The 19,327-nt window shown below is 35.7% G+C and carries 19 protein-coding genes; 11 read left to right on the top strand and 8 right to left on the bottom strand.

Translation table 11 applies throughout. The annotated features are described in order from the left end of the window. Nucleotides 1-21 precede the first annotated feature (21 nt). The 4 genes from gldC (at nt 22) to cysK (ending at nt 3,486) form a co-directional block, all read left to right on the top strand. The gene (gene gldC, locus D1003_RS05200; protein WP_153936009.1) at nt 22-348 is read left to right on the top strand and encodes a gliding motility protein GldC; all 327 of its coding nucleotides are present in this window, start codon (nt 22-24) and stop codon (nt 346-348) included. A 20-nt stretch (nt 349-368) separates the two neighbouring features. Beyond that, complete coding sequence (locus D1003_RS05195; protein WP_153936008.1) at nt 369-917, top strand: L-threonylcarbamoyladenylate synthase; 549 nt, start codon at nt 369-371, stop codon at nt 915-917. A 784-nt stretch (nt 918-1,701) separates the two neighbouring features. Next, nucleotides 1,702-2,541: a serine O-acetyltransferase gene (locus tag D1003_RS05190; protein ID WP_153936007.1), complete on the top strand. Its 840-nt coding sequence runs from the start codon at nt 1,702-1,704 to the stop codon at nt 2,539-2,541. 33 nt (nt 2,542-2,574) lie between these two features. Continuing rightward, nucleotides 2,575-3,486, top strand: a complete 912-nt coding sequence (cysK, locus tag D1003_RS05185; protein ID WP_052910253.1) for a cysteine synthase A — start codon at nt 2,575-2,577, stop codon at nt 3,484-3,486. A gap of 134 nt (nt 3,487-3,620) precedes the next feature. Here cysK and D1003_RS05180 read toward each other — a convergent pair whose 3' ends face one another. From D1003_RS05180 to D1003_RS05170, 3 genes are read right to left on the bottom strand one after another with little or no spacing between them, the layout of a single operon-like run. Then, nucleotides 3,621-4,460 carry a flavin reductase family protein gene (locus D1003_RS05180; RefSeq protein ID WP_153936006.1) on the bottom strand — a complete coding sequence of 280 codons (840 nt, stop codon included), beginning with the start codon at nt 4,458-4,460 and terminating at the stop codon, nt 3,621-3,623. Nucleotides 4,461-4,492: 32 nt separating this feature from the next. Then, nucleotides 4,493-4,990 carry a Smr/MutS family protein gene (locus tag D1003_RS05175; RefSeq protein ID WP_153936005.1) on the bottom strand — a complete coding sequence of 166 codons (498 nt, stop codon included), beginning with the start codon at nt 4,988-4,990 and terminating at the stop codon, nt 4,493-4,495. Continuing rightward, on the bottom strand, nt 4,987-5,481 hold the full coding sequence (locus D1003_RS05170; protein WP_014937314.1) for a metallophosphoesterase: 495 nt from the start codon (nt 5,479-5,481) through the stop codon (nt 4,987-4,989). Before D1003_RS05170 ends, D1003_RS05175 begins: the two co-directional genes overlap by 4 nt. Before the next feature lie 86 nt (nt 5,482-5,567). Here D1003_RS05170 and truA point away from each other — a divergent pair, with 86 nt between their 5' ends. Genes truA through D1003_RS05155 form a run of 3 tightly spaced genes read left to right on the top strand, consistent with a single transcriptional unit; the run spans nt 5,568 to nt 8,810 of the window. Beyond that, nucleotides 5,568-6,323 (top strand): tRNA pseudouridine(38-40) synthase TruA, encoded by a 756-nt coding sequence (gene truA, locus D1003_RS05165; protein ID WP_311709825.1) that lies wholly within the window; start codon nt 5,568-5,570, stop codon nt 6,321-6,323. A gap of 6 nt (nt 6,324-6,329) precedes the next feature. Continuing rightward, on the top strand, nt 6,330-8,081 hold the full coding sequence (locus D1003_RS05160) for an ABC transporter ATP-binding protein (protein ID WP_153936004.1): 1,752 nt from the start codon (nt 6,330-6,332) through the stop codon (nt 8,079-8,081). A 36-nt stretch (nt 8,082-8,117) separates the two neighbouring features. Further along, nucleotides 8,118-8,810, top strand: coding sequence for an ABC transporter ATP-binding protein (locus tag D1003_RS05155; RefSeq protein WP_153936003.1), 693 nt, complete (start codon nt 8,118-8,120; stop codon nt 8,808-8,810). 45 nt (nt 8,811-8,855) lie between these two features. On the opposite strand, the gene pheS is transcribed toward D1003_RS05155, so the two are convergent. The 5 genes from pheS to panC form a co-directional block, all read right to left on the bottom strand. Beyond that, entirely contained in the window at nt 8,856-9,866 is a 1,011-nt protein-coding gene (gene pheS / locus D1003_RS05150) for a phenylalanine--tRNA ligase subunit alpha (RefSeq protein WP_153936002.1), read from the bottom strand. Between the two features lie 93 nt (nt 9,867-9,959). Further along, complete coding sequence (locus D1003_RS05145; RefSeq protein ID WP_153936001.1) at nt 9,960-10,460, bottom strand: DUF4251 domain-containing protein; 501 nt, start codon at nt 10,458-10,460, stop codon at nt 9,960-9,962. Between the two features lie 34 nt (nt 10,461-10,494). Further along, nucleotides 10,495-11,601: a radical SAM family heme chaperone HemW gene (gene hemW, locus D1003_RS05140; RefSeq protein ID WP_311709869.1), complete on the bottom strand. Its 1,107-nt coding sequence runs from the start codon at nt 11,599-11,601 to the stop codon at nt 10,495-10,497. Nucleotides 11,602-11,636: 35 nt separating this feature from the next. Further along, entirely contained in the window at nt 11,637-12,584 is a 948-nt protein-coding gene (locus tag D1003_RS05135) for a PorP/SprF family type IX secretion system membrane protein (RefSeq protein ID WP_153935999.1), read from the bottom strand. An 18-nt stretch (nt 12,585-12,602) separates the two neighbouring features. Next, nucleotides 12,603-13,451 (bottom strand): pantoate--beta-alanine ligase, encoded by an 849-nt coding sequence (gene panC / locus D1003_RS05130; protein WP_153935998.1) that lies wholly within the window; start codon nt 13,449-13,451, stop codon nt 12,603-12,605. A gap of 112 nt (nt 13,452-13,563) precedes the next feature. Here panC and D1003_RS05125 point away from each other — a divergent pair, with 112 nt between their 5' ends. From D1003_RS05125 to gldK, 4 genes are all read left to right on the top strand, one after another. Further along, the gene (locus tag D1003_RS05125; protein ID WP_153935997.1) at nt 13,564-14,337 is read left to right on the top strand and encodes a glycogen/starch synthase; all 774 of its coding nucleotides are present in this window, start codon (nt 13,564-13,566) and stop codon (nt 14,335-14,337) included. A 26-nt stretch (nt 14,338-14,363) separates the two neighbouring features. Next, nucleotides 14,364-15,869, top strand: a complete 1,506-nt coding sequence (locus D1003_RS05120; RefSeq protein ID WP_153935996.1) for a DUF4270 domain-containing protein — start codon at nt 14,364-14,366, stop codon at nt 15,867-15,869. Between the two features lie 6 nt (nt 15,870-15,875). Then, nucleotides 15,876-17,729 carry a glutamine--fructose-6-phosphate transaminase (isomerizing) gene (gene glmS / locus D1003_RS05115; RefSeq protein WP_153935995.1) on the top strand — a complete coding sequence of 618 codons (1,854 nt, stop codon included), beginning with the start codon at nt 15,876-15,878 and terminating at the stop codon, nt 17,727-17,729. Between the two features lie 172 nt (nt 17,730-17,901). Further along, nucleotides 17,902-19,314 (top strand): gliding motility lipoprotein GldK, encoded by a 1,413-nt coding sequence (gldK, locus tag D1003_RS05110; protein ID WP_153935994.1) that lies wholly within the window; start codon nt 17,902-17,904, stop codon nt 19,312-19,314. Nucleotides 19,315-19,327 lie beyond the last annotated feature (13 nt).

Below are 19,327 nucleotides of genomic sequence, written 5' to 3'. Positions count from 1 at the left end.
AAAAAAAATTAAAGATAGATTATGAGAAAAACACAGATAACAGTAAATGTAGAGCTAGACGAAAACCATATTCCAGAGAAAATGACTTGGCACGCCCAAGATGGCGGGATAGAAGCTCAAGAAACCAAAGCCACAATGATTTCTGTTTGGGACGACAAAACGATGGAAGCACTTAGAATAGACCTCTGGACTAAAGATATGCCTGTAGACCATATGAAACGTTTTTTCCACCAGATATTAGTTTCTTTGGGGCACACTTACCAGAGGGCTACAGGGGAAGACGATGTTGCCCAATGGCTAGAAGAGAAAGCAGAAGAATTTGCCGTAAAATCAGCCATTAAATTGTAGCGTTTTAAAAAATTAACCCAATGCAAGAGATAGTAGAAGTTTTAAAGTCTGGGGGAACAGTGCTTTACCCTACGGACACCATTTGGGGGCTAGGTTGCGACGCCACAAACCCAGAAGCCATACAAAAGATTTACAAAATCAAAAAAAGAGAGCCACATAAATCCCTCATTATTTTGGTAGATACCGAAAAAAGGCTGCAAGATTTAGTAGAAGTACCAGAAATGGCGTGGGAAATTATAGACCTTAGCGAAAAACCCGTTACGATAATCTACGATGCTCCCAAAGGCTTACCCAAAGAACTCTTGGCAGAGGACGGCAGCATAGGAATTAGGCTCGTAAAAGACGCTTTTTGTCAAAAACTCATTGGTAAGCTCAACGCCCCGCTGGTTTCCACATCTGCCAACTTTAGTGGCGACAAAAGTCCCAAGCAATTTTCGGATATTAGTCCCAAACTCATAAACGCCGTAGACTTTGTAGTAGAAGAACAAAAGGATAAAGTATCCCAATGGGCAGGGTCTTCGGTCATTAGAATATGGAAAGACAACAGAATAAAAGTCTTGAGAGAGTAAGCCATTTACAATAATTAAAAAAATCCCGAAAATCCCTCAATCGCTTCTAAAAAAGCATAAAAAGCCTTATAAGAGCCCTTTTTCAATCCCAAAACGCCAACCTTTGGGCGTTAATAAAAAATAATGCTTCAATTTTTAACCTAAAAGTACCTTAGGCGATAGAAAAAATATCGGTAGGGATAGAAAAAAGTCGTGTAGGAACACAAAAATGGTCTGTAGGAATACAAAAACGGCTTTGAGGAATAGAAGAATGGCAGTGAGGAACACAAAAATGGCTTGTAGGAATACAAAAACGACGGTGAGGAATAGAAGAATGGCAGTGAGGAACACAAAAATGGCTTGTAGGAATACAAAAACGGCTTTGAGGAATAGAAGAATGAACAGTTTTTGTCTATAAAATTGATAATAATTCAAAAAAATAATTTGTAGGAAGATAAAAACCACTCGTATAAGTAGAAAAAACAGAAAATAAAAAGGGCTATCGTCGTTCCAAAAAAGTTTTAAAACATAAGATTCTATATCAATTTTAGCTTTTTCTCACTATAATATTCAAAAAAATACACTCCAAAATTTTTTTTACGAAATTAAAATTCTATATTTGTCCCATCATTAGAGAAAGTATGATTTTAACAAACCAAATAGCGAAAAGTATGTGCTACACTGCAAGTTTAGATAGGCAGTGTGTGCGTTTCGTTGTATAGTTGAGTAAGATATAACATAGAATTATTAGAAAGTCACTGCCAAAATAGGTAGTGGCTTTTTTTTTAATAGAAAAATAAAAATTATGGATACTAGCAATAGTCGGTTGGTGGAGATACTCTACTCACAAAGTAGGCAGATAAAACATTACGTAAACAAACAGCGTATCGAAGATTTTGCCGAGCGTATATTTCGCTTTTTATTTCTTACGGAAGAAGATATATGTTTCTCAAGGCTTAGCCTTGAAGCCCATTATGGGCAATTAAAAAACGAATTTGAAGCCATTATTACAGCCTTTTGTGGAGAAAAAGAAAGGAATATAGAGGTAGAACATTTTTTTGAAGAAACATTACCAGAGGTTTACCAAAAATTGATGAAAGATGCCCATTATTTTGCTTCTAACGACCCCGCAGCGACTTCCGTTAGAGAAGTACAGGTTACCTATCCTGGTTTTTTTGCCATAGCAATATACCGTTTGGCTCGTGAGCTGTGGCTGCAAGGAGTCCCATTACTACCTCGTATCTTAACCGAATATGCGCACAGCCGTACGGGGATAGACATTCACCCTGGAGCCCAAATAGGAGAGAATTTTATGATTGACCACGGCACAGGAATCGTAATAGGAGAAACCACCATCATAGGGAACAGGGTTAAGATATACCAAGGCGTAACATTGGGGGCGCTTTCCGTTTCCCTTGATAAGGCGAACACCAAAAGGCACCCCACGATTGAAGATGAAGTAGTCATCTATTCGGGGGCTACCATACTCGGTGGCGATACTGTTGTGGGGCATCATAGTATTGTGGGAGGCAACGTATGGCTTACCCACAGTATTGAACCCTACACCAAAGTCTTTCATAAAAGCCAAATTATCGTAAAAGGCATTGAGGTAGTAGAAATCCCTATCATTAACTATGTAATATAAATACTAATAAATCACCTTAAAATAAATACAATTATGGCGTACACAAACATTCTTCAGACGATTGGGAATACACCCGAAGTCAAAATCAACCGTTTATTCGGGGAACACTCAAGTGTCTACATCAAACTGGAGCGAAATAATCCTGGAGGAAGCATCAAAGACCGTATCGCTCTAGCGATGATTGAAGATGCAGAGAGTAAAGGTATCATTACCAAAGACACCATTATCGTAGAACCAACCTCTGGGAATACAGGGGTAGGGCTGGCGTTGGTAGCTGCAGTAAAAGGCTATAAACTGATATTAGTAATGCCTGAATCTATGAGTATTGAGCGTCGTCGTCTAATGGCGGCATACGGGGCAGAGCTAGTGTTAACCCCTAAAGAAAAAGGAATGTCTGGAGCTATTGCAAAGGCGAAAGAATTGGCAGACGAGAATACCAATTATTGGATACCACAGCAATTCCAAAACCCAGCAAATCCATTAGTTCATACCAAAACAACAGCTCAAGAGATACTAAAATCTTTTCCAGAAGGACTAGATTTCTTAGTTACAGGAGTGGGTACTGGAGGGCATATATCAGGTGTGTCAAAAGTATTAAAAGAGCATTTCCCTAGCCTAAAAGTATATGCTGTAGAACCCGAAGCATCTCCTGTACTTAGTGGAGGGCAGCCAGGACCGCACCCTATACAAGGCATTGGTGCTGGATTTGTGCCAGATACTTATCAAGGGCAATATGTAGATGAAGTTCTAAAAATTTCTAAAGAAGAAGCATTTCATTATGCCCAGCAGTTAGCAAAATTAGAAGGAATATTAGGAGGTATATCTACAGGGGCGTCTTTGGCAGCTGTTGCACAACTACTTAAGTCAGTTCCTAAAGAAAGTAGAATATTAACCTTTAATTATGATACAGGAGAGCGTTATTGGTCTGTTGAAGGCTTATTTTAGCTGATGTTGTAATACGAAGTTAAAAAAATAAACAGAGCAATTAGGATTGAGCAATCAGTTTAATTGTATTAAAAAGCCACTTTAATAGATAAGTGGCTTTTTATTTTCTCAAAATACAATGATTTTATTGAGTATTATAGTTTTTTTACCTTAATAGAGACTAAACACTGCCACGCTTCTTCTATTTTTGCCTCGGTAAGTAGGCATTGAGCCTTTAGATGAGTGGCTTCATCATCGGTATAGCTGCCTTTGGGCAGTCGTTCCACGTTAGCGAGCATTCCCAAATCATTCCCTGTAAATACTTTACTGTTTTTTATTTCACAAGGCAGTTGGTCTATGCCAATCCCTTTAGTTACTAGGGGTTTAGGGACTTCAAACAGGTTGTCCGCATTGTTTCTAGAATACCAGTTACCTCCTAATCTCGCCACTAGGTCCAGTTTGGCTTGGTCTAGAGTGCCGTTTTCGTTCAGATATTCCTCTCGGATATGTATTTTAACCACTTCCGAAATCACCAAGTTCCCCGCACCACCTTCTGTGCCTAGAGGTTTTACTTCTAAGACCTTACATTCTAGGTTTACGGGGCATTCTTCTATAAGTTTGGGAGCAATTAGGTCGGCATCTTTCATTGTAAATCCCGCTTTCACAAATTCATTGATGCTTTTATCGTATTCCGTAGAAGAAAGAGACATCTGTTGAACGATGGGGTAGTTTACGATACCGATATTAACTTCAGGAACTTGTAACACATTCTCCAAAGTATCTTTAGTGCTGTTATCTCTCATCCTTCTAGAAGGAGAAAAAATCACAATGGGCGGATTACAGCTAAAAAGATTAAAGAAACTGAAAGGTGAGAGGTTAATATTGCCTTCTTGGTCTATGGTAGAAGCTAAAGCAATAGGTCTAGGAGCAATGGCGTGTTGCAGTAGCATCTGAACCTCAAATGGAGGAAGTTCTTTTGGGTTGATAGTTTTCATTTACTTTGATTTAAAGCGTAAAAATACAAACTCTAAATGAAATTAACCATAACCGACCCCGATTGATGATAGAAAAAATCACTTTCTTCAAATTCAATATTGGTTTTGCTTTTAAGGGTATCAAAGACTAGCTTTTGCAAAACTCCATCTCCAATGCCGTGGATTATTTCTAGCTTTTTTATTTTATTAAATTTACAAAAATCAAGTGTTTCCTCCAATTTTTGTTTTTGAATAAATAGCCGTTCAAAACTATCGTAATGGTCAGGGTTATTTACCAACTGGTCAAAATGAAGGTCTAATATCAAGTGCTGATTTTTCTTTCTAGGTAGTTTAGAGGTGTGATTGGCTTCTGGTTTTCGTACGATGGGTGTTTGTTCATACAGAGAAGCATCTCTTAAAGTGAGTAGATGTTTGGGATAGCGGTGAGTAAAATGGTATTCGTCACGGAAAACCACCTCGTTGCCGTGTATAGAAGTAACGATGCCCCACAAGTCATCATCAATTACAGAAATGCTATCTCCTATTTTCATCTTTTACCGAGTTCTATCACTTCCAAATCTTTGATTTCTGCTCCATCAATCTTAAAACGCATCATCGTTCGCACTTGGTGCCACCCTTGAGTACCTGCTGCTCCAGGGTTGAGGTGTAGGAGTTGATGCTTTTGGTCGTACATTGCTTTTAGAATATGTGAGTGCCCACTAATGAACAGTTGAGGTGTTTTTTCTAGAATTTCTTTTCTTGCTAGAGGGCTATATTTGTTGGGGTAACCACCAATGTGAATCATTAGAACTTCTACTTCTTCACATTTAAATCTTAATACTTCAGGGAAAATCTTTCTTATTTCGGTACCATCTATGTTGCCATAAACGCCCTTTAGAGGTTTTATTTTTTCTAGAGTTTCCACCACTTCCATATTTCCAAAATCGCCACAATGCCAAATTTCGTCTGCATTTTTAGCATAGTCTAAAATACGCTGGTCAAGGTAAGAATGTGTATCCGAAAGAAGTAATATCTGTTTCACGGGGCTAATTTATAAGATTTCTTTTAATTATAGGGATTATAAGTCAATATATTTTCCGATTTTTGTAGTCTAAAAATAAGATACAAGTGTCAAGATATTGCATAGAATTTTCTTACAACGGCGAAAAATATTTTGGTTATCAGATACAACCTAAGCAGATTTCTGTGCAAGAAACCTTAGAGCAGGCACTTTCTACCATTTTAAGAGAAGAAATAAAAACCACAGGAGCAGGGCGTACCGATACGGGCGTACACGCGAAGAAAATGTTTGCTCATTTTGATACAGATTTAATTTTAGAGGAAGAGCTATTGCCTAAAAGGCTCAATAGTTTTTTGCCACCAGATATTTCGGTGAAACGATTGTTTAGAGTATCTAGTGATTTTCACGCAAGGTTTGATGCTACTTACAGAACCTACGAATATTATATTTCGTTAGAGAAAAATCCGTTTACGCAAAACTCGGCGTGGGGCTATTGGAGGCGTCCGCTAAACTTAGAAGCGATGAACGAGGCTTGCAAAATCCTTTTTGAATATACCGATTTTACAAGTTTCTCTAAACTAAACACCGATACCAAAACTAACCTCTGCGAAATTTATAAGGCTTTTTGGGTACAAGAGGGTGCAGAACTTAAGTTTACCATTTCTGCCAATAGATTTTTGCGAAATATGGTAAGGGCTATCGTGGGGACGATGGTGGATATAGGGAGTGGCAAAATAGCACCACAAGATTTAAGAAAGGTAATAGAAGCCAAAGAAAGAAATGCAGCAGGGACTTCGGCTCCTGCACAAGGGTTATTTTTGGTAGATGTAGGGTATAATTGGGAGCAGATTTTTAGAAACTAAGACGGTATGAAGAAACAAACTACAGGAATACTTATTAAACGCTTATTTTTCATCGGAATGAATTTTAGGCGATGGTTTCTGTTGGCGTTATTGGTATCCATTATCTTGGCGGTGGTTTCTACTTATCGTCCAATTCTTACCAAAAATATTGTTGACCACGATATTATGCAACTGAAAAGTACTACGCTTTTGATGCAGAGTATCTATTGGTTAGTTGGTTTGGTGATTGCGGAGACTATTCTTAATTTTTTGTTGGTGTTTTTATCCAACTATATTTCTCAAAATGTAATGAGAGATATAAGAGAAAAGCTCTACCACAAACTGATTTACTTCAAGACTTCATTTTTTGATAAAACGGCTATTGGACAATTGGTTACTCGTGCCGTTGGAGATGTAGAAACCATAGCTACGGTCTATACAGATGGCTTTCTAATGGTCTTTGGAGATGTGCTAAGGATAGTGATGGTGCTTGTAGCGATGTTTAATGTGAATGTTCAGTTGAGTTTCGTGGCGTTAGCGATATTGCCAATTATGGTACTCATCACTCGTTTTTTTCAAAAGAAACTTAAACAATCTTTTGGTGATGAAAGGCAATGGACGGCAACACAAAATTCATTCGTACAGGAAAGGCTCTCGGGTATGTCTATCATTCAAGTATTTAATAGGCAAGATGCAGAATTTGAAAAGTTTGAATCCATCAATGCAAGTCTTAAAAAAGCGTTGCTAAAAACAGTGTTTTATTTCTCCTTGTTTTTCCCTGTGGTGGAGCTTATTACTTCTTTATTCATTGGGCTTATTTTGTTCTATGCGGGTTATAATGCTTTGTATAATCAAAATGCTACGCCTGGGGAAGTGATAGCGTTTATACAGTTTGTAAATATGCTGATAAGACCGCTACGCCAAATTGCTGACCGTTTTAATAATATCCAAAGAGGTTTAGTAGGAGCAGAGCGAGTTTTGGGTATTATGGACCAAGAAGAAGCGATGCCTAATGAAGGGAAAGAAATTATTACAGATATTAAAGGAGAGATAGACTTTAAGGCGGTGCATTTCTCTTATGATGATAAACAGGAAGTGCTTAAAGGGATTGATTTTAAAGTAAACCAAGGAGAAACTGTGGCGATTGTAGGAGCTACAGGAGCGGGTAAATCTACTATCATCAATCTTATTACTCGTTTTTATGATGTGAGTTCTGGGCAAATTTTACTAGATGGTAAAGACCTTAGAGATTATGATTTGTATAGTTTAAGGCAACATATAGGAGTGGTATTGCAAGATGTTTTCTTATTTCACGGAAGCATTTACGAAAATTTAACGTTCGGCGATGAAACCATCACTCTAGAGCAAATTAAAACCATAGCAAAAGAAATAGAGGTGGACGATTTTATAGAAAGTTTGCCTAATGGCTATCATTATGTGGTAAGTGAACGAGGGGCTTCTATTTCTTTGGGGCAGCGCCAATTGCTTTCTTTTTTGAGGGCATATCTTTCTAATCCTAAAATTCTTATTCTTGATGAAGCCACTTCTTCCATAGACCACGAAAGCGAAAAATTGATTCAAAAGGCTACGGAGAAAATTACTAGAAATAGAACTTCTATCATCATTGCTCACAGGCTTTCTACCATAGAGAAGGCGGATAAAATTCTGGTGATGGATAAAGGTAAAATAGTAGAAGAGGGGACACATCAGGAATTGCTGGCACTCAATGGTTATTATGCCTTGCTGTATCAATCTCAACTTGGGACGAAGAAAGAATAGTTATTTTTATACATTTGTTACTGATATTATTGATATATGATTTTAGATATTGTAAATCTTACTAAAAAGTTTGGGGAGCAGGTTGCATTAAACCAAATTAACCTTACCATACAAAAAAATGAAATTATAGGTTTGTTAGGACCTAATGGGGCAGGTAAATCTACTTTAATGAAGACTATTTCTGGTGTTTTGGATATAGAAGAAGGGGAAATTTCTTTCAATGGATCTTCGTTAGTAGGAACATTAGATGCTAAGAAAAAGATAGGCTTTTTACCAGAAAATAATCCGCTTTATACGGAAATGTATGTGCGAGAGTATTTAGAGTTGGTGGCAGATATTCATCACATATCTAAACAGAGGATAGATGAAGTGATAGATTTGGTAGGGATAACACCAGAAAAATCTAAGAAAATAGGGCAATTATCCAAAGGATATAAACAGAGGGTAGGTTTAGCTCAAGCCATTATCCATCAGCCAGATTTGCTAATTTTAGACGAGCCAACAAACGGACTAGATCCAAACCAAATTTTAGAGATACGAGAAGTGATTAAAGAGATTGGGCGTAAAAAAACGGTTATCTTATCTACACATATTATGCAGGAGGTGGAGGCGTTGTGCAGTAGAGTGATACTGATACACAAGGGCAACATTATGCAAGATTCTCCAATAGAGGAGTTCAAAGGCAAATATGCTTCCTTAGAAGAAGCCTTTGCAGCATATACCCATTAAAAATAAAAAAGGAAACTTAAAATTTTAAGTTTCCTTTTTTGTTACTTATAGCGTTTTAAACTGTTCTAACATTCTTACATCGTTTTCAAAGAACATACGAATGTCGCTCATTTGGTAGAGGAGCATTACGATTCGCTCTATTCCCATACCAAAAGCATAGCCACTGTATTTGTCAGGGTCTATATTTACATTTTTAAGTACGGCAGGATCTACCATACCACAGCCCATAATCTCTAGCCAACCTGTACCTTTAGTAATTCGGTAGTCTGTTTCGGAGTTAAGCCCCCAATAAACATCAACTTCCGCACTTGGCTCAGTGAATGGGAAATAAGACGGTCTCATTCTAATTTTAGACTTTCCAAAAAGCTCCGTAGTGAAAAACTGTATAGTTTGCTTTAAATCCGCAAAACTCACCTTTTCATCGATATAAAGACCTTCTATCTGGTGGAAAATACAATGTGAACGAGAAGAAATAGCCTCATTTCTAAATACTCTACCTGGTGATAGAATACGCATAGGAGGTTCATTTTGCTCCATATGTCTTATCTGTACAGATGAGGTATGTGTTCTAAGAAGAATATCAGGATTTTGCTCTATAAAAAAGGTGTCCTGCATATCTCTAGCAGGGTGGTATTCAGGCAGATTAAGGGCAGTAAAGTTGTGCCAGTCGTCCTCTATTTCAGGACCGTCTGATACCGCAAATCCTATGGACTTAAATATCTCAATAATCCTATTCTTTACTAAGTTGATAGGGTGTCTGCTTCCTAGTTCCAAAGGATACCCAGGGCGAGTTAAATCTTCTTTTTCTATTACAATGTTAGAGGCTGTTGCATTTTTAAGTTCTTCTAGCTTTTCGGCAACGGCTTGTTTTAGAACATTTATTTTCTGTCCAAAAGCTTTTTTTTGTTCGTTCGGAACTTGTTTAAACTCATCAAAGATGGCGTTTAAAATTCCTTTTTTACCGTTAAATTTTATCCTGAACTGTTCTATTTCATCTTTATTTGAAGACTGAAATTGCTTTACCTCTTGTAAATATGCTTCGATGTGTTCTAACATTCTTCGTTTTCTAATTTGGGTGCAAAAATAAGGTTTTCCTACTAAACTTAAAAGATTAGCTTGTATAATGGTTCAATTATAATTGTTTCAAGGTTATTCCACTAGGTAGCCGTCGTAGGAAATAGGCTGCCTGTCTCTACTATTGATAGAAATGTAGGCTTTTCCGTTTTTAAAAATATCAATGTATATATCACTTACATTTTCAGGGTGAGAAAGACTAAAATGATAGGTATATCCTTTTTTAGTTTTATTTTTGGAGAATTTGAAATCTTTTGTTTCTGTATTGAAACTGTTTTTAGAAGGGTTTAGACTAGCATTAAACATTCTGCCAAAGTAAGGGAGATTAACGGATAGGCTGTCTTTTTTTAGAGTAACAGCATAGCCATAATCTAGCTCAAACATTCGGCTTCCAACGGTAGGGAACGATTGTGCTATATTGATAACATCGTAATTATTAGGAAGTGCCCTTTTTGCCATTATGGTAAACTCATTTTTATCCATGTAACTTTGTACTTTATCTTCGTTTATGCCGTATTGAGTTTGGCAAGAGATAAGGGAAAGTCCTGTTAGTAGTAATATAATAACTCTTTTCATTGTGTTTGGGTTTTTAAAAACAAAAATAGATAAATCAGACAACAAACAAATCAGAAATAATGCCATCTGCCATAAACCAATGTTCTTCTGGTATAAAAAGCTGATTTTCTTCTAATTTTAATACTCTTAAACTTAGTTTGGTTCCTAGGCTTTTTTGGAATGGCTTTAGTATTTCTTCCGAAAATTGACTGATGATATTGTACTCAACACCCCATTTGGTACGAAGACCTATCATAATGAGTTCGTTAAATTGTTCTTTTTCTGATAAAATTTCCGTTTCTTTTGGGAGTGAGTTTTCTACTAAACTTTTGATATATAAACTATTATTAGCGATATTCCAACTGCGTTGTTTTTGTCCGTCGTAGGAGTGAGCTGATGGTCCTATACCTAAATAAGGTAAGCCTTTCCAATAAGCGGTATTATGCCTAGAGTGATAGTTTGGTTTGGAGAAATTAGAAATTTCGTAATGTTCAAATCCATTTGCTTTAAGTGTTTCTGCAAGGTATTGAAAAGCAATAAGCTGTTCTTCTTCCTTTGGAGCATTGATTTTTTTCTGTTCAATCCACTTTTGTAGAGCAGTTTTGGGTTCTACGGTAAGGGCATAAGATGAGATATGTGGCACTTGAAGTTCTATACTTTTTTGTAAACTTTCTTTCCAAAGAGAATGGTTGGAAGCTGGCGAGCCATAGATTAAATCTATACTAATGTTTTCAAAACCTGTGTCTTGGGCTCTTTTTATAGAGCCTTCCGCTTCGGAAGCACTATGGGCTCTGTTCATAAGTTTTAAATCTTCTTCAAAAAAACTTTGAGTGCCAATGCTTAACCTGTTGATAGGCGTGTTAGAAAGAGCCTTTAAGAAGGATTGGTTTAAATCATCGGGGTTTGCTTCTAAGGTGATTTCTATGTCAGAATTAAATGTAAAATATCTCAATACCTCGTCTATAAGTCTTTGTATTTCATCTACGCTAAGGATAGAAGGTGTGCCGCCACCAAAATATAATGATGGTAGATTTTTGTTTTCTAACTCGTGTTGTCTTAGGTATAACTCTTTTTTTAGAGCTAAAAGCATATCGTCTTTCAATTTCAACGAAGTGGAAAAGTGAAAGTTACAATAACTGCATTTTTGCTTGCAAAACGGAATGTGTAAGTATATCAAAGATAGATGATTTTTAATGTTTAATATCGGAAGCCTCTAGTGTTGATAAAATTTTCAAAAGCGTAGCCTAAGTTAATCATAAAGCTGTTGCCACCATAATCTGCAATAGGAGAGAGGTTAATGTTATAAGCTGCTCCGAAACTAAATTGGTTAAATTTAAGTTTGATAAGAGGGGAGAAACTAAGTTGTTGGTTTCCAAATGTTGATTTGGCTGTTCTGTAGCTAATGCCTCCTGCGAAATAATTGTCTTCGTCTTTAATTTTTGCTAACAAATTAGCGTCAATAATTCTAGATGAGTTGGTGTTTAAATTGATTAAAACTGAGGGTTCTAACGAAAGATTTTCAGAAAAATCCCAATCATAGCCAGTATTGATGAAAAATTTGGTGGGAGAAGGTTCTATTCCATTAACAATGTAGGTGGTTTTACTTAGAGGAATATCCACTACTGAAAAACTACCGAAAAAGCCATTATAAGTAGCTTGTAAACCAAGGTTAGCATAGGTTAAAAATACACTATTGGTACCGCTTTGTATCAAGGGGTCGCTAGAATCTTTTGGATTAAGAAGAGCCAAATCTATATTGGAATTATAAAGATTGATGCTAGTACCAAATGAAAATTGGTTTTTTCTTTTATTATCATTTATTGGGATAAAATAAGCGGCTCCCACGCTAATTCCATTGGCAGAGGTTGGTCCGTTTTGGTCTCTGAAAAAATAAGCACCTACACCAAGTCTATCAGTAACATTAGCGCGTGCACCTATAGATTGTGTGTTGGGAGAATGTTCTAGCTTGGCGAATTGTTTTTGATAATGGCTATTGATTATAATGTCGTCTGTTTCTCCAAAATGAGCGGGATTAAAGAGATATTTACCGTCTAATAAATATTGTTGGTAATACGGAAGCGTCTCCTGTGCATAGGAAATAATAGTGATAAAAATAGAAATGGTAAACAAAATCTTTTTATACATAGCTTGATTGTTTGGTAATTAGGCTAGATGCATATTGTCTATAAGCCTTACTTGATTTACATGAACAACAATAAAAGCTCTGTAAGAACAATCTTTATAGAAGAAATCGGTTTCTTTTAAAGTGTTTTCATCAGCAATTACAAAGTATTCTAAATCAAAGTTTTTTTCTTTTTCAAAAATGGAATGTACTCTCTCTTTTATTTCAGGAATACTAACAACTCTAAACCAATCATTTACCTTTAAAAGGGTTTTGTAAATAATTTTGGCATCTTCTCTTTCAGCTTCGGATAATCGCATATTTCTAGAGCTCATCGCTAAGCCGTTTTCTTCTCTGTAAATAGGCACTCCGTGTATATTGATTGGAAAGTTTTTCTTTTCCACTAACTTTCTGATAATGGCAAGTTGCTGGAAATCTTTCTCTCCGAAGTAAGCGTTGTTTGGCTGTACCTGTCGGAAAAGCTCTTCTACCACTGTGCCTACACCATCAAAATGACCTGGTCTCATTTTGCCTTCCATTTCATTTTCTAACCCATCAAAATCGTAGTTTTTTGCTACGGATTTTTCGGGGTAGATATCTTCTATACTTGGTGTATATACAGCATCTACTAATTTTGATTTTCTAAGTTTTTCTAAATCGGCTTCTAAAGTTCTTGGGTACTTCTCTAGGTCGTCAGGGTTGTTAAACTGCGTAGGATTAACAAAAATAGAAGAAATCACAATGTCGTTATCAGGTCTAGCAGCTTCGTAGAGCGAGAGATGCCCTTTGTGTAAAGCCCCCATAGTAGGAGCGAATCCAATGGTTTTATTCTCTAGTTTTATATTCTTGATATAGGTTTCTAATTCCTTTCTACTGTCTAATAGTTTCATTTGAAAAATTTCTCCAAAATTATAAAAAATTGTTAATACACTGTTATTAGTTTAAAAAGTTGTATTTTTGCATAAACAACTGTCTTTTAAGTTGAAGATAAAAATAAGAATTATGCCAGACAAAAAGATTTTATATGTTACTACAGAGATGTTTCCTTACCAAGAAGAAAGTGCAATGTCTGATGCGGTAAATAGGATGGCGCTTAAAATGTATGGAGAGGGGAATGATGTGCGTGTTTTTATGCCTCGTTTTGGATATATTAGTGAAAGAAAGTTCCAGTTACACGAAGTGATTAGGCTTTCAGGTATGAATATTATTATCAATGATTTAGACCAACCTTTAATCATTAAAGTAGCATCTTTACCAGGTGAAAGGTTGCAGGTCTACTTTATAGATAACGAAGATTATTTTAAAAGAAAATTTGCGTATAAAGATGAGGAAGGACTTCCTTTTGAAGATAATGATGAGAGAGCAATGTTTTTCGCAAGAGGCGTTATAGAAACCATTAAAAAACTCAACTGGGTGCCCGATGTGGTTCATCTTAATGGTTGGATGTCAGCATTTATCCCAGTATACCTTAAGCATTACTACAAAAAAGACTCTTATTTTGATGATACTAAGTTTATTTTGTCTGTATACAATGAGGAAAATTTGGCTTTTGACAAGAAAACAGTGGTAAATAAGTTTAAATTTGATAATATAAAAGGAATTAAAGCGTTTGATGAGCCTAGCTTCTATAGTTTTTTGGAAGAAGGTATGAATCTTGTAGATGTGGTAGTGAAAGGAGATGAATTTTTAGAGCAAGATTTAGACAAGATATTTTCTAGAGCTTGTTCAGACAAGAAGGAGTATGTTACTCCTGAGTCTGTAGGTGATATATATTAAGAAATAGATTTTATTTAATACATTCAATGATAATAGAAACAAAAAAAATCTTTAAGCTGTTTGTTATAGCAGGATTAGGGAGTTTGGGGATACAAAGTTGTGAGTCAGAAGCAAATAATCTTGGTGAACAGTTTTTTGCTAGTGGAGCAGCAACGGGTGAAACACAAAGTTATGATGTGATAGCTTATAACCTCAATAATAATGATACCATACAGTCTGACGCATCTCGTATTTCTCAGGCAACTTTGGGAGCTTTTACAGAAGATAACTTCGGAATGCAAAAATCTTCTTATGTAACACAGTTGCGTTTACTTAGCTATAATCCAGACTTTGGTACTAATGCTAAGGTAGATTCGGTTGTTTTAGAGTTAAAACCTATTTATGCTTCAGACTCTGCAACTACATCAACAGATGAGAACTATGTTTTTATGGGTAATGTAGCCGCTAAAAAGGTAGTAACAACTTATCCTATACAGAAGTATGGTAATAATAAACCACTAACGCTTAAGGTGGATGAGGTAGATGATTTTTTATATTCTACAGAGAAGAAATATTACTCTAATCAAAAAGTAGCGCTAGGGGTTAATTTAGCAACAGTATCACTTGATGGTAAGGTATCTTCAGTTAGTATTACAAGCGATGCTGATAATAAAGAATTATTGTCTAGAACTGTAGGAATAAGGATACCTCTTGATGCACAGTATTTTCAAGATAAAATAGTAAATAAACAAGGCTCTACAGAACTGAAAGATGCGGCCAGTTTTATCCGTCACATTAAAGGGATAAAACTTTCTGTAGTAGAAAATGACGGTTATATTTTGAAATTTTATCCTAATGATGTCAGTATTAAGATGTATTATACCTATGATACGACCTCTAATGGAACTACTACAAAAACTTCCTCAGTATATCAGTTTGATTTAGGTTCAAGTAATGTTCATTTTAATCAGATAGATTATAATAGACCTTCTGCTTATAGTACAGCGATGACTAATGTTGATAAAACTAATGGAGATGAAAGACTTTATCTGCAAGGTATGGGAGGTGCTGGTGCAGTTTTAAAAATACCTTCAACGGAAATACAGAAAATTAAAAATCTTTACAAAAATGAGAATATAGGTATTCTCTCCGCCAAGATTAGATTATATACAGATAGTAGTGTTTGGAATAAATCTTACGCTAAACCATCAAGTTTCTTGGTTAAGTATGCTAATCTAAATGATTTTTTAGTTGATGTTTCAGCATTGTCTTTGTCGCCGTCATTTTATTTTATTAAAGGTAACGATTTGACAAATAACCCAGCTTATTATGATATTACGATTACTCAAACTCTTAAAAATATCATAGAAAAAGAGACTGAAAATAGAGACTTAGAAATTAATGTAGGAGATTATTTAAAAAGTACACAAGGAGTTTTGTTAGGTCAAAATTATAATACTAGAGCTTATGCTCCTCAAAGAATAGTATTAGTTGGTTCTAAAACAACCGATCAAAATAAAGTGAAATTAAATATTATTTACGCTAAAAAATAAAGTATTATGTGTGGAATAGTAGGATATACAGGGCATAGAGATGCTTATGAAGTAGTTATTAACGGTCTAAAAAGATTAGAATATCGCGGTTACGACAGTGCTGGGATAGTGCTAGAAAATTCGGGTGTCTCTTATGATGTTAAAAAAACTAAAGGTAAAGTTTCCGATTTAGTAAGTATATCGAAGAATCTTGAGAATACATCACACATAGGTATGGGGCATACAAGATGGGCGACTCATGGTGTGCCTAGTGATAAAAATTCACATCCTCATGTTTCTAATAATGGTAAGGTGGTTATAGTACATAATGGGATTATAGAAAACTATGATACCATTAAAACTATGTTGATAGCTAAAGGTTATGTTTTTCATTCAGAAACAGATACTGAAGTTTTGGTTAATCTTATTCAGTATTTTATGGATGAAAATAAAGAATTGGATTTTCCAGAAGCTGTTCGTTATGCTCTTAATGAGGTTTATGGGGCGTATGCAATTACAGTAATGCATAAAGATTACCCAAGTCTTTTAGTAGTAGCAAGGTTGGGTTCTCCTCTTGCGATAGGGATAGGAGATAAAGAATATTTTATTGCATCAGATGCCTCTCCATTTGTAGAGTTTACTAAAGAGGCTATCTACCTAGAGGAAGGTCATATGGCAACTATATCTTTAGAAAATGGTGTCGATATTAGAAAAATAGAGGATAATTCCAAGATAATTCCTGCTATTCAAGAGCTTAAGCTCAATCTAGAACAGATAGAGAAAGGAGGTTATGAGCACTTTATGCTTAAAGAAATTTTTGAGCAACCTAAATCTATTCACGATACTATGAGAGGTCGTCTTTTGGTAGATGAAGGCATTATCAAAATGGCTGGTATTTGGGATCATTTAGAGAAGTTAAATAATGCTAATCGTATCATTATCATTGCGTGCGGTACTTCTTGGCATGCAGGATTGATAGGAGAGTACCTAATTGAAGAATTTGCAAGAGTACCTGTAGAAGTAGAATATGCCTCTGAATTTAGATATAGAAATCCAATTATAACAGATAAAGATGTAGTTATTGCGATTTCTCAGTCAGGAGAAACAGCTGATACAATGGCAGCTATCAAAATGGCGAGAGAAAAAGGAGCATTTGTTTATGGTATTTGTAATGTGGTAGATTCTTCTATTGCTCGTTTTTCAGATGCAGGGTCTTATACTCACGCTGGACCAGAGATAGGAGTGGCTTCCACTAAGGCGTTTACTGCACAACTTACCATTTTAACAATGATGGCGCTCAAATTAGGTAAACACAATGGAAATCTAAGTAATCAAGAATTTATGAAACTGATTACAGAATTAGATACTATTCCTAAAAAAGTAGAGGAAGTGTTGGCTTCTACTCACGATTATGTGAAGAAGATAGCACACGATTTTGTAGAATCAACAAATTTCTTATATCTTGGTAGAGGATACAATTTTCCTGCAGCTCTAGAGGGAGCATTGAAGTTAAAGGAAATTTCTTACATTCATGCGGAGGGTTACCCTGCAGCAGAAATGAAGCATGGTCCTATTGCACTCATTGATGAGAATATGCCTATTGTTGTAATTGCGCCTAAAAATAAACATTACGATAAAGTGGTGAGTAATGTACAGGAAATTAAAGCCAGAAAAGGTAAAGTACTAGCTGTAGTAACTAATGGTGATGAACAGGTGGCTTCTATGTCGGATTATGTAATTGAAATCCCCGAAACATCAGAATGTTTCTCTCCAATTATAGCGTCAGTGCCATTACAGTTATTGGCTTATTATATTGCTGTTTATAGAGGAGCTAATGTAGATCAGCCTAGAAACTTAGCAAAATCTGTTACTGTAGAATAATGAATTATTTGATATATCTACAAAATAATTGTAGGAAAAGTTCGTTGAGTTATTAACATTTGTATAATAATTCAAAAAAATAATTATCTTTGCACATCAAATTTTCAGTGTTTGAAGTTTTTGTTAGCAAGTTTTAAACTAGAAATTAGAAAATTAAATTAAACATCATCAGATGAAGAAAATATTTTTTGTACTCTTATCAGCCTCTTTGGTTGTGTCGTGTTCTAGGGGGAGCAAGTCTTCTGGTAAGCCTACTACTAAAGGAGAACTTATACCAAAAGGAAAATCGCAGTCATTTATAGCGGAAAGACCGTATGGTATGGTGGCTATTCCTGGAGGATCTTTTGTAATGGGTATGGCGGATGTAGATTATACTAATATGCCAGAAAAAGCCCCGTTAAAAACGGTTACTGTATCATCTTTTTTTATGGATGAGACAGAAGTTACCAATGCGCAGTATAGAGTATTTATAGACTATGTAAGGGATTCTGTCGCAAGAACTTTACTTGCAGAAGCTGCTGGTGATGTTACTTCAGGTGGAGGTAATGGTACAGGTATATCAGATTATGCTTATCTCTCTAAAAAAACAGGAAATGCTACGCCGTATCAAGAATATTTGGAGTCAAAAGGAGGCAGAGATGGCTACGATGAATCTAAAAGATTAGACTGGGGAGTTCCGTTAAAATGGAATACTTCCGATTATCCAGATGTTCAATATGCGGAAATTATAGAGTCTATGTATCTTCCTCCAGCAGAAAGAATAAATGGGGAGAGAGTTATTGATACTAGAAAGTTGAGGTATGCTTATCAATGGGAAGATATAGAGTCTGCTGTAAAAGATGGTAAAAGAAGTTCAAACTATCTTAAAAAGGAGAGTATCGCTGTTTATCCTGATACGACAGTTTGGATTAAAGATTTTAATTATGCCTATAATACACCATTGTACGATGGTTATTTTTGGCATAAGGCTTATAAAAACTATCCAGTGGTAGGGGTAACTTGGGATCAAGCTAGAGCCTATTGTGATTTTAAAACAAAAGCTAAGAGAGACGATAATAAAAAATCTAAGAAGAGAAAAGAACCTCCGATGGCGTTCCGTTTGCCTACAGAAGCAGAATGGGAGTATGCTGCTAGGGGAGGTAGGGAAAATGCTACTTATCCTTGGGGGGGACCTTATTTGATGGATGATAGAGGATGTTATATGGCAAATTTTAAGCCCAAAAGAGGTAACTATATAGAAAATGAGAAAAAAGGTAACTATACCTATACAGCTCCAGTAAAATCTTTTCCTAAGAATGATTTTGGTCTTTACGATATGGCGGGAAATGTATCTGAATGGACTGAGTCTCCTTATAATAATACAACTTACCAGTTTTCTTCGACTCTGAATCCATATCTGTCTAATCAAGTTTATAGAGATACCAAAAAATCAGTAAGAGGAGGTTCTTGGAAAGATGTAGGCTATCTATTGATGACTGGTTATAGAGATTGGGAGAGAAAGGACTCTGCTAGAAGTTATATTGGATTTAGAACTGTACAGGATATACCAGAAGGTTCAGCTAAATTTAAAAGAAGAACTAAATAATAAATAAAGACAA

The organism is Riemerella anatipestifer, from assembly GCF_009663465.1.
Lineage (GTDB): Bacteria > Bacteroidota > Bacteroidia > Flavobacteriales > Weeksellaceae > Riemerella > Riemerella anatipestifer_C.
This window is presented reverse-complemented; position numbering and strand designations above follow the sequence as displayed.

Coding starts and splice junctions, on each gene's coding strand:
- gldC (WP_153936009.1), top strand. CDS start 22: ATGAGAAAAACACAGATAACAGTAAATGTAGAGCTAGACGAAAACCAT.
- D1003_RS05195 (WP_153936008.1), top strand. CDS start 369: ATGCAAGAGATAGTAGAAGTTTTAAAGTCTGGGGGAACAGTGCTTTAC.
- D1003_RS05190 (WP_153936007.1), top strand. CDS start 1,702: ATGGATACTAGCAATAGTCGGTTGGTGGAGATACTCTACTCACAAAGT.
- cysK (WP_052910253.1), top strand. CDS start 2,575: ATGGCGTACACAAACATTCTTCAGACGATTGGGAATACACCCGAAGTC.
- D1003_RS05180 (WP_153936006.1), bottom strand. CDS start 4,460: ATGAAAACTATCAACCCAAAAGAACTTCCTCCATTTGAGGTTCAGATG.
- D1003_RS05175 (WP_153936005.1), bottom strand. CDS start 4,990: ATGAAAATAGGAGATAGCATTTCTGTAATTGATGATGACTTGTGGGGC.
- D1003_RS05160 (WP_153936004.1), top strand. CDS start 6,330: ATGAAGAAACAAACTACAGGAATACTTATTAAACGCTTATTTTTCATC.
- D1003_RS05155 (WP_153936003.1), top strand. CDS start 8,118: ATGATTTTAGATATTGTAAATCTTACTAAAAAGTTTGGGGAGCAGGTT.
- pheS (WP_153936002.1), bottom strand. CDS start 9,866: ATGTTAGAACACATCGAAGCATATTTACAAGAGGTAAAGCAATTTCAG.
- D1003_RS05145 (WP_153936001.1), bottom strand. CDS start 10,460: ATGAAAAGAGTTATTATATTACTACTAACAGGACTTTCCCTTATCTCT.
- D1003_RS05135 (WP_153935999.1), bottom strand. CDS start 12,584: ATGTATAAAAAGATTTTGTTTACCATTTCTATTTTTATCACTATTATT.
- panC (WP_153935998.1), bottom strand. CDS start 13,451: ATGAAACTATTAGACAGTAGAAAGGAATTAGAAACCTATATCAAGAAT.
- D1003_RS05125 (WP_153935997.1), top strand. CDS start 13,564: ATGCCAGACAAAAAGATTTTATATGTTACTACAGAGATGTTTCCTTAC.
- D1003_RS05120 (WP_153935996.1), top strand. CDS start 14,364: ATGATAATAGAAACAAAAAAAATCTTTAAGCTGTTTGTTATAGCAGGA.
- glmS (WP_153935995.1), top strand. CDS start 15,876: ATGTGTGGAATAGTAGGATATACAGGGCATAGAGATGCTTATGAAGTA.
- gldK (WP_153935994.1), top strand. CDS start 17,902: ATGAAGAAAATATTTTTTGTACTCTTATCAGCCTCTTTGGTTGTGTCG.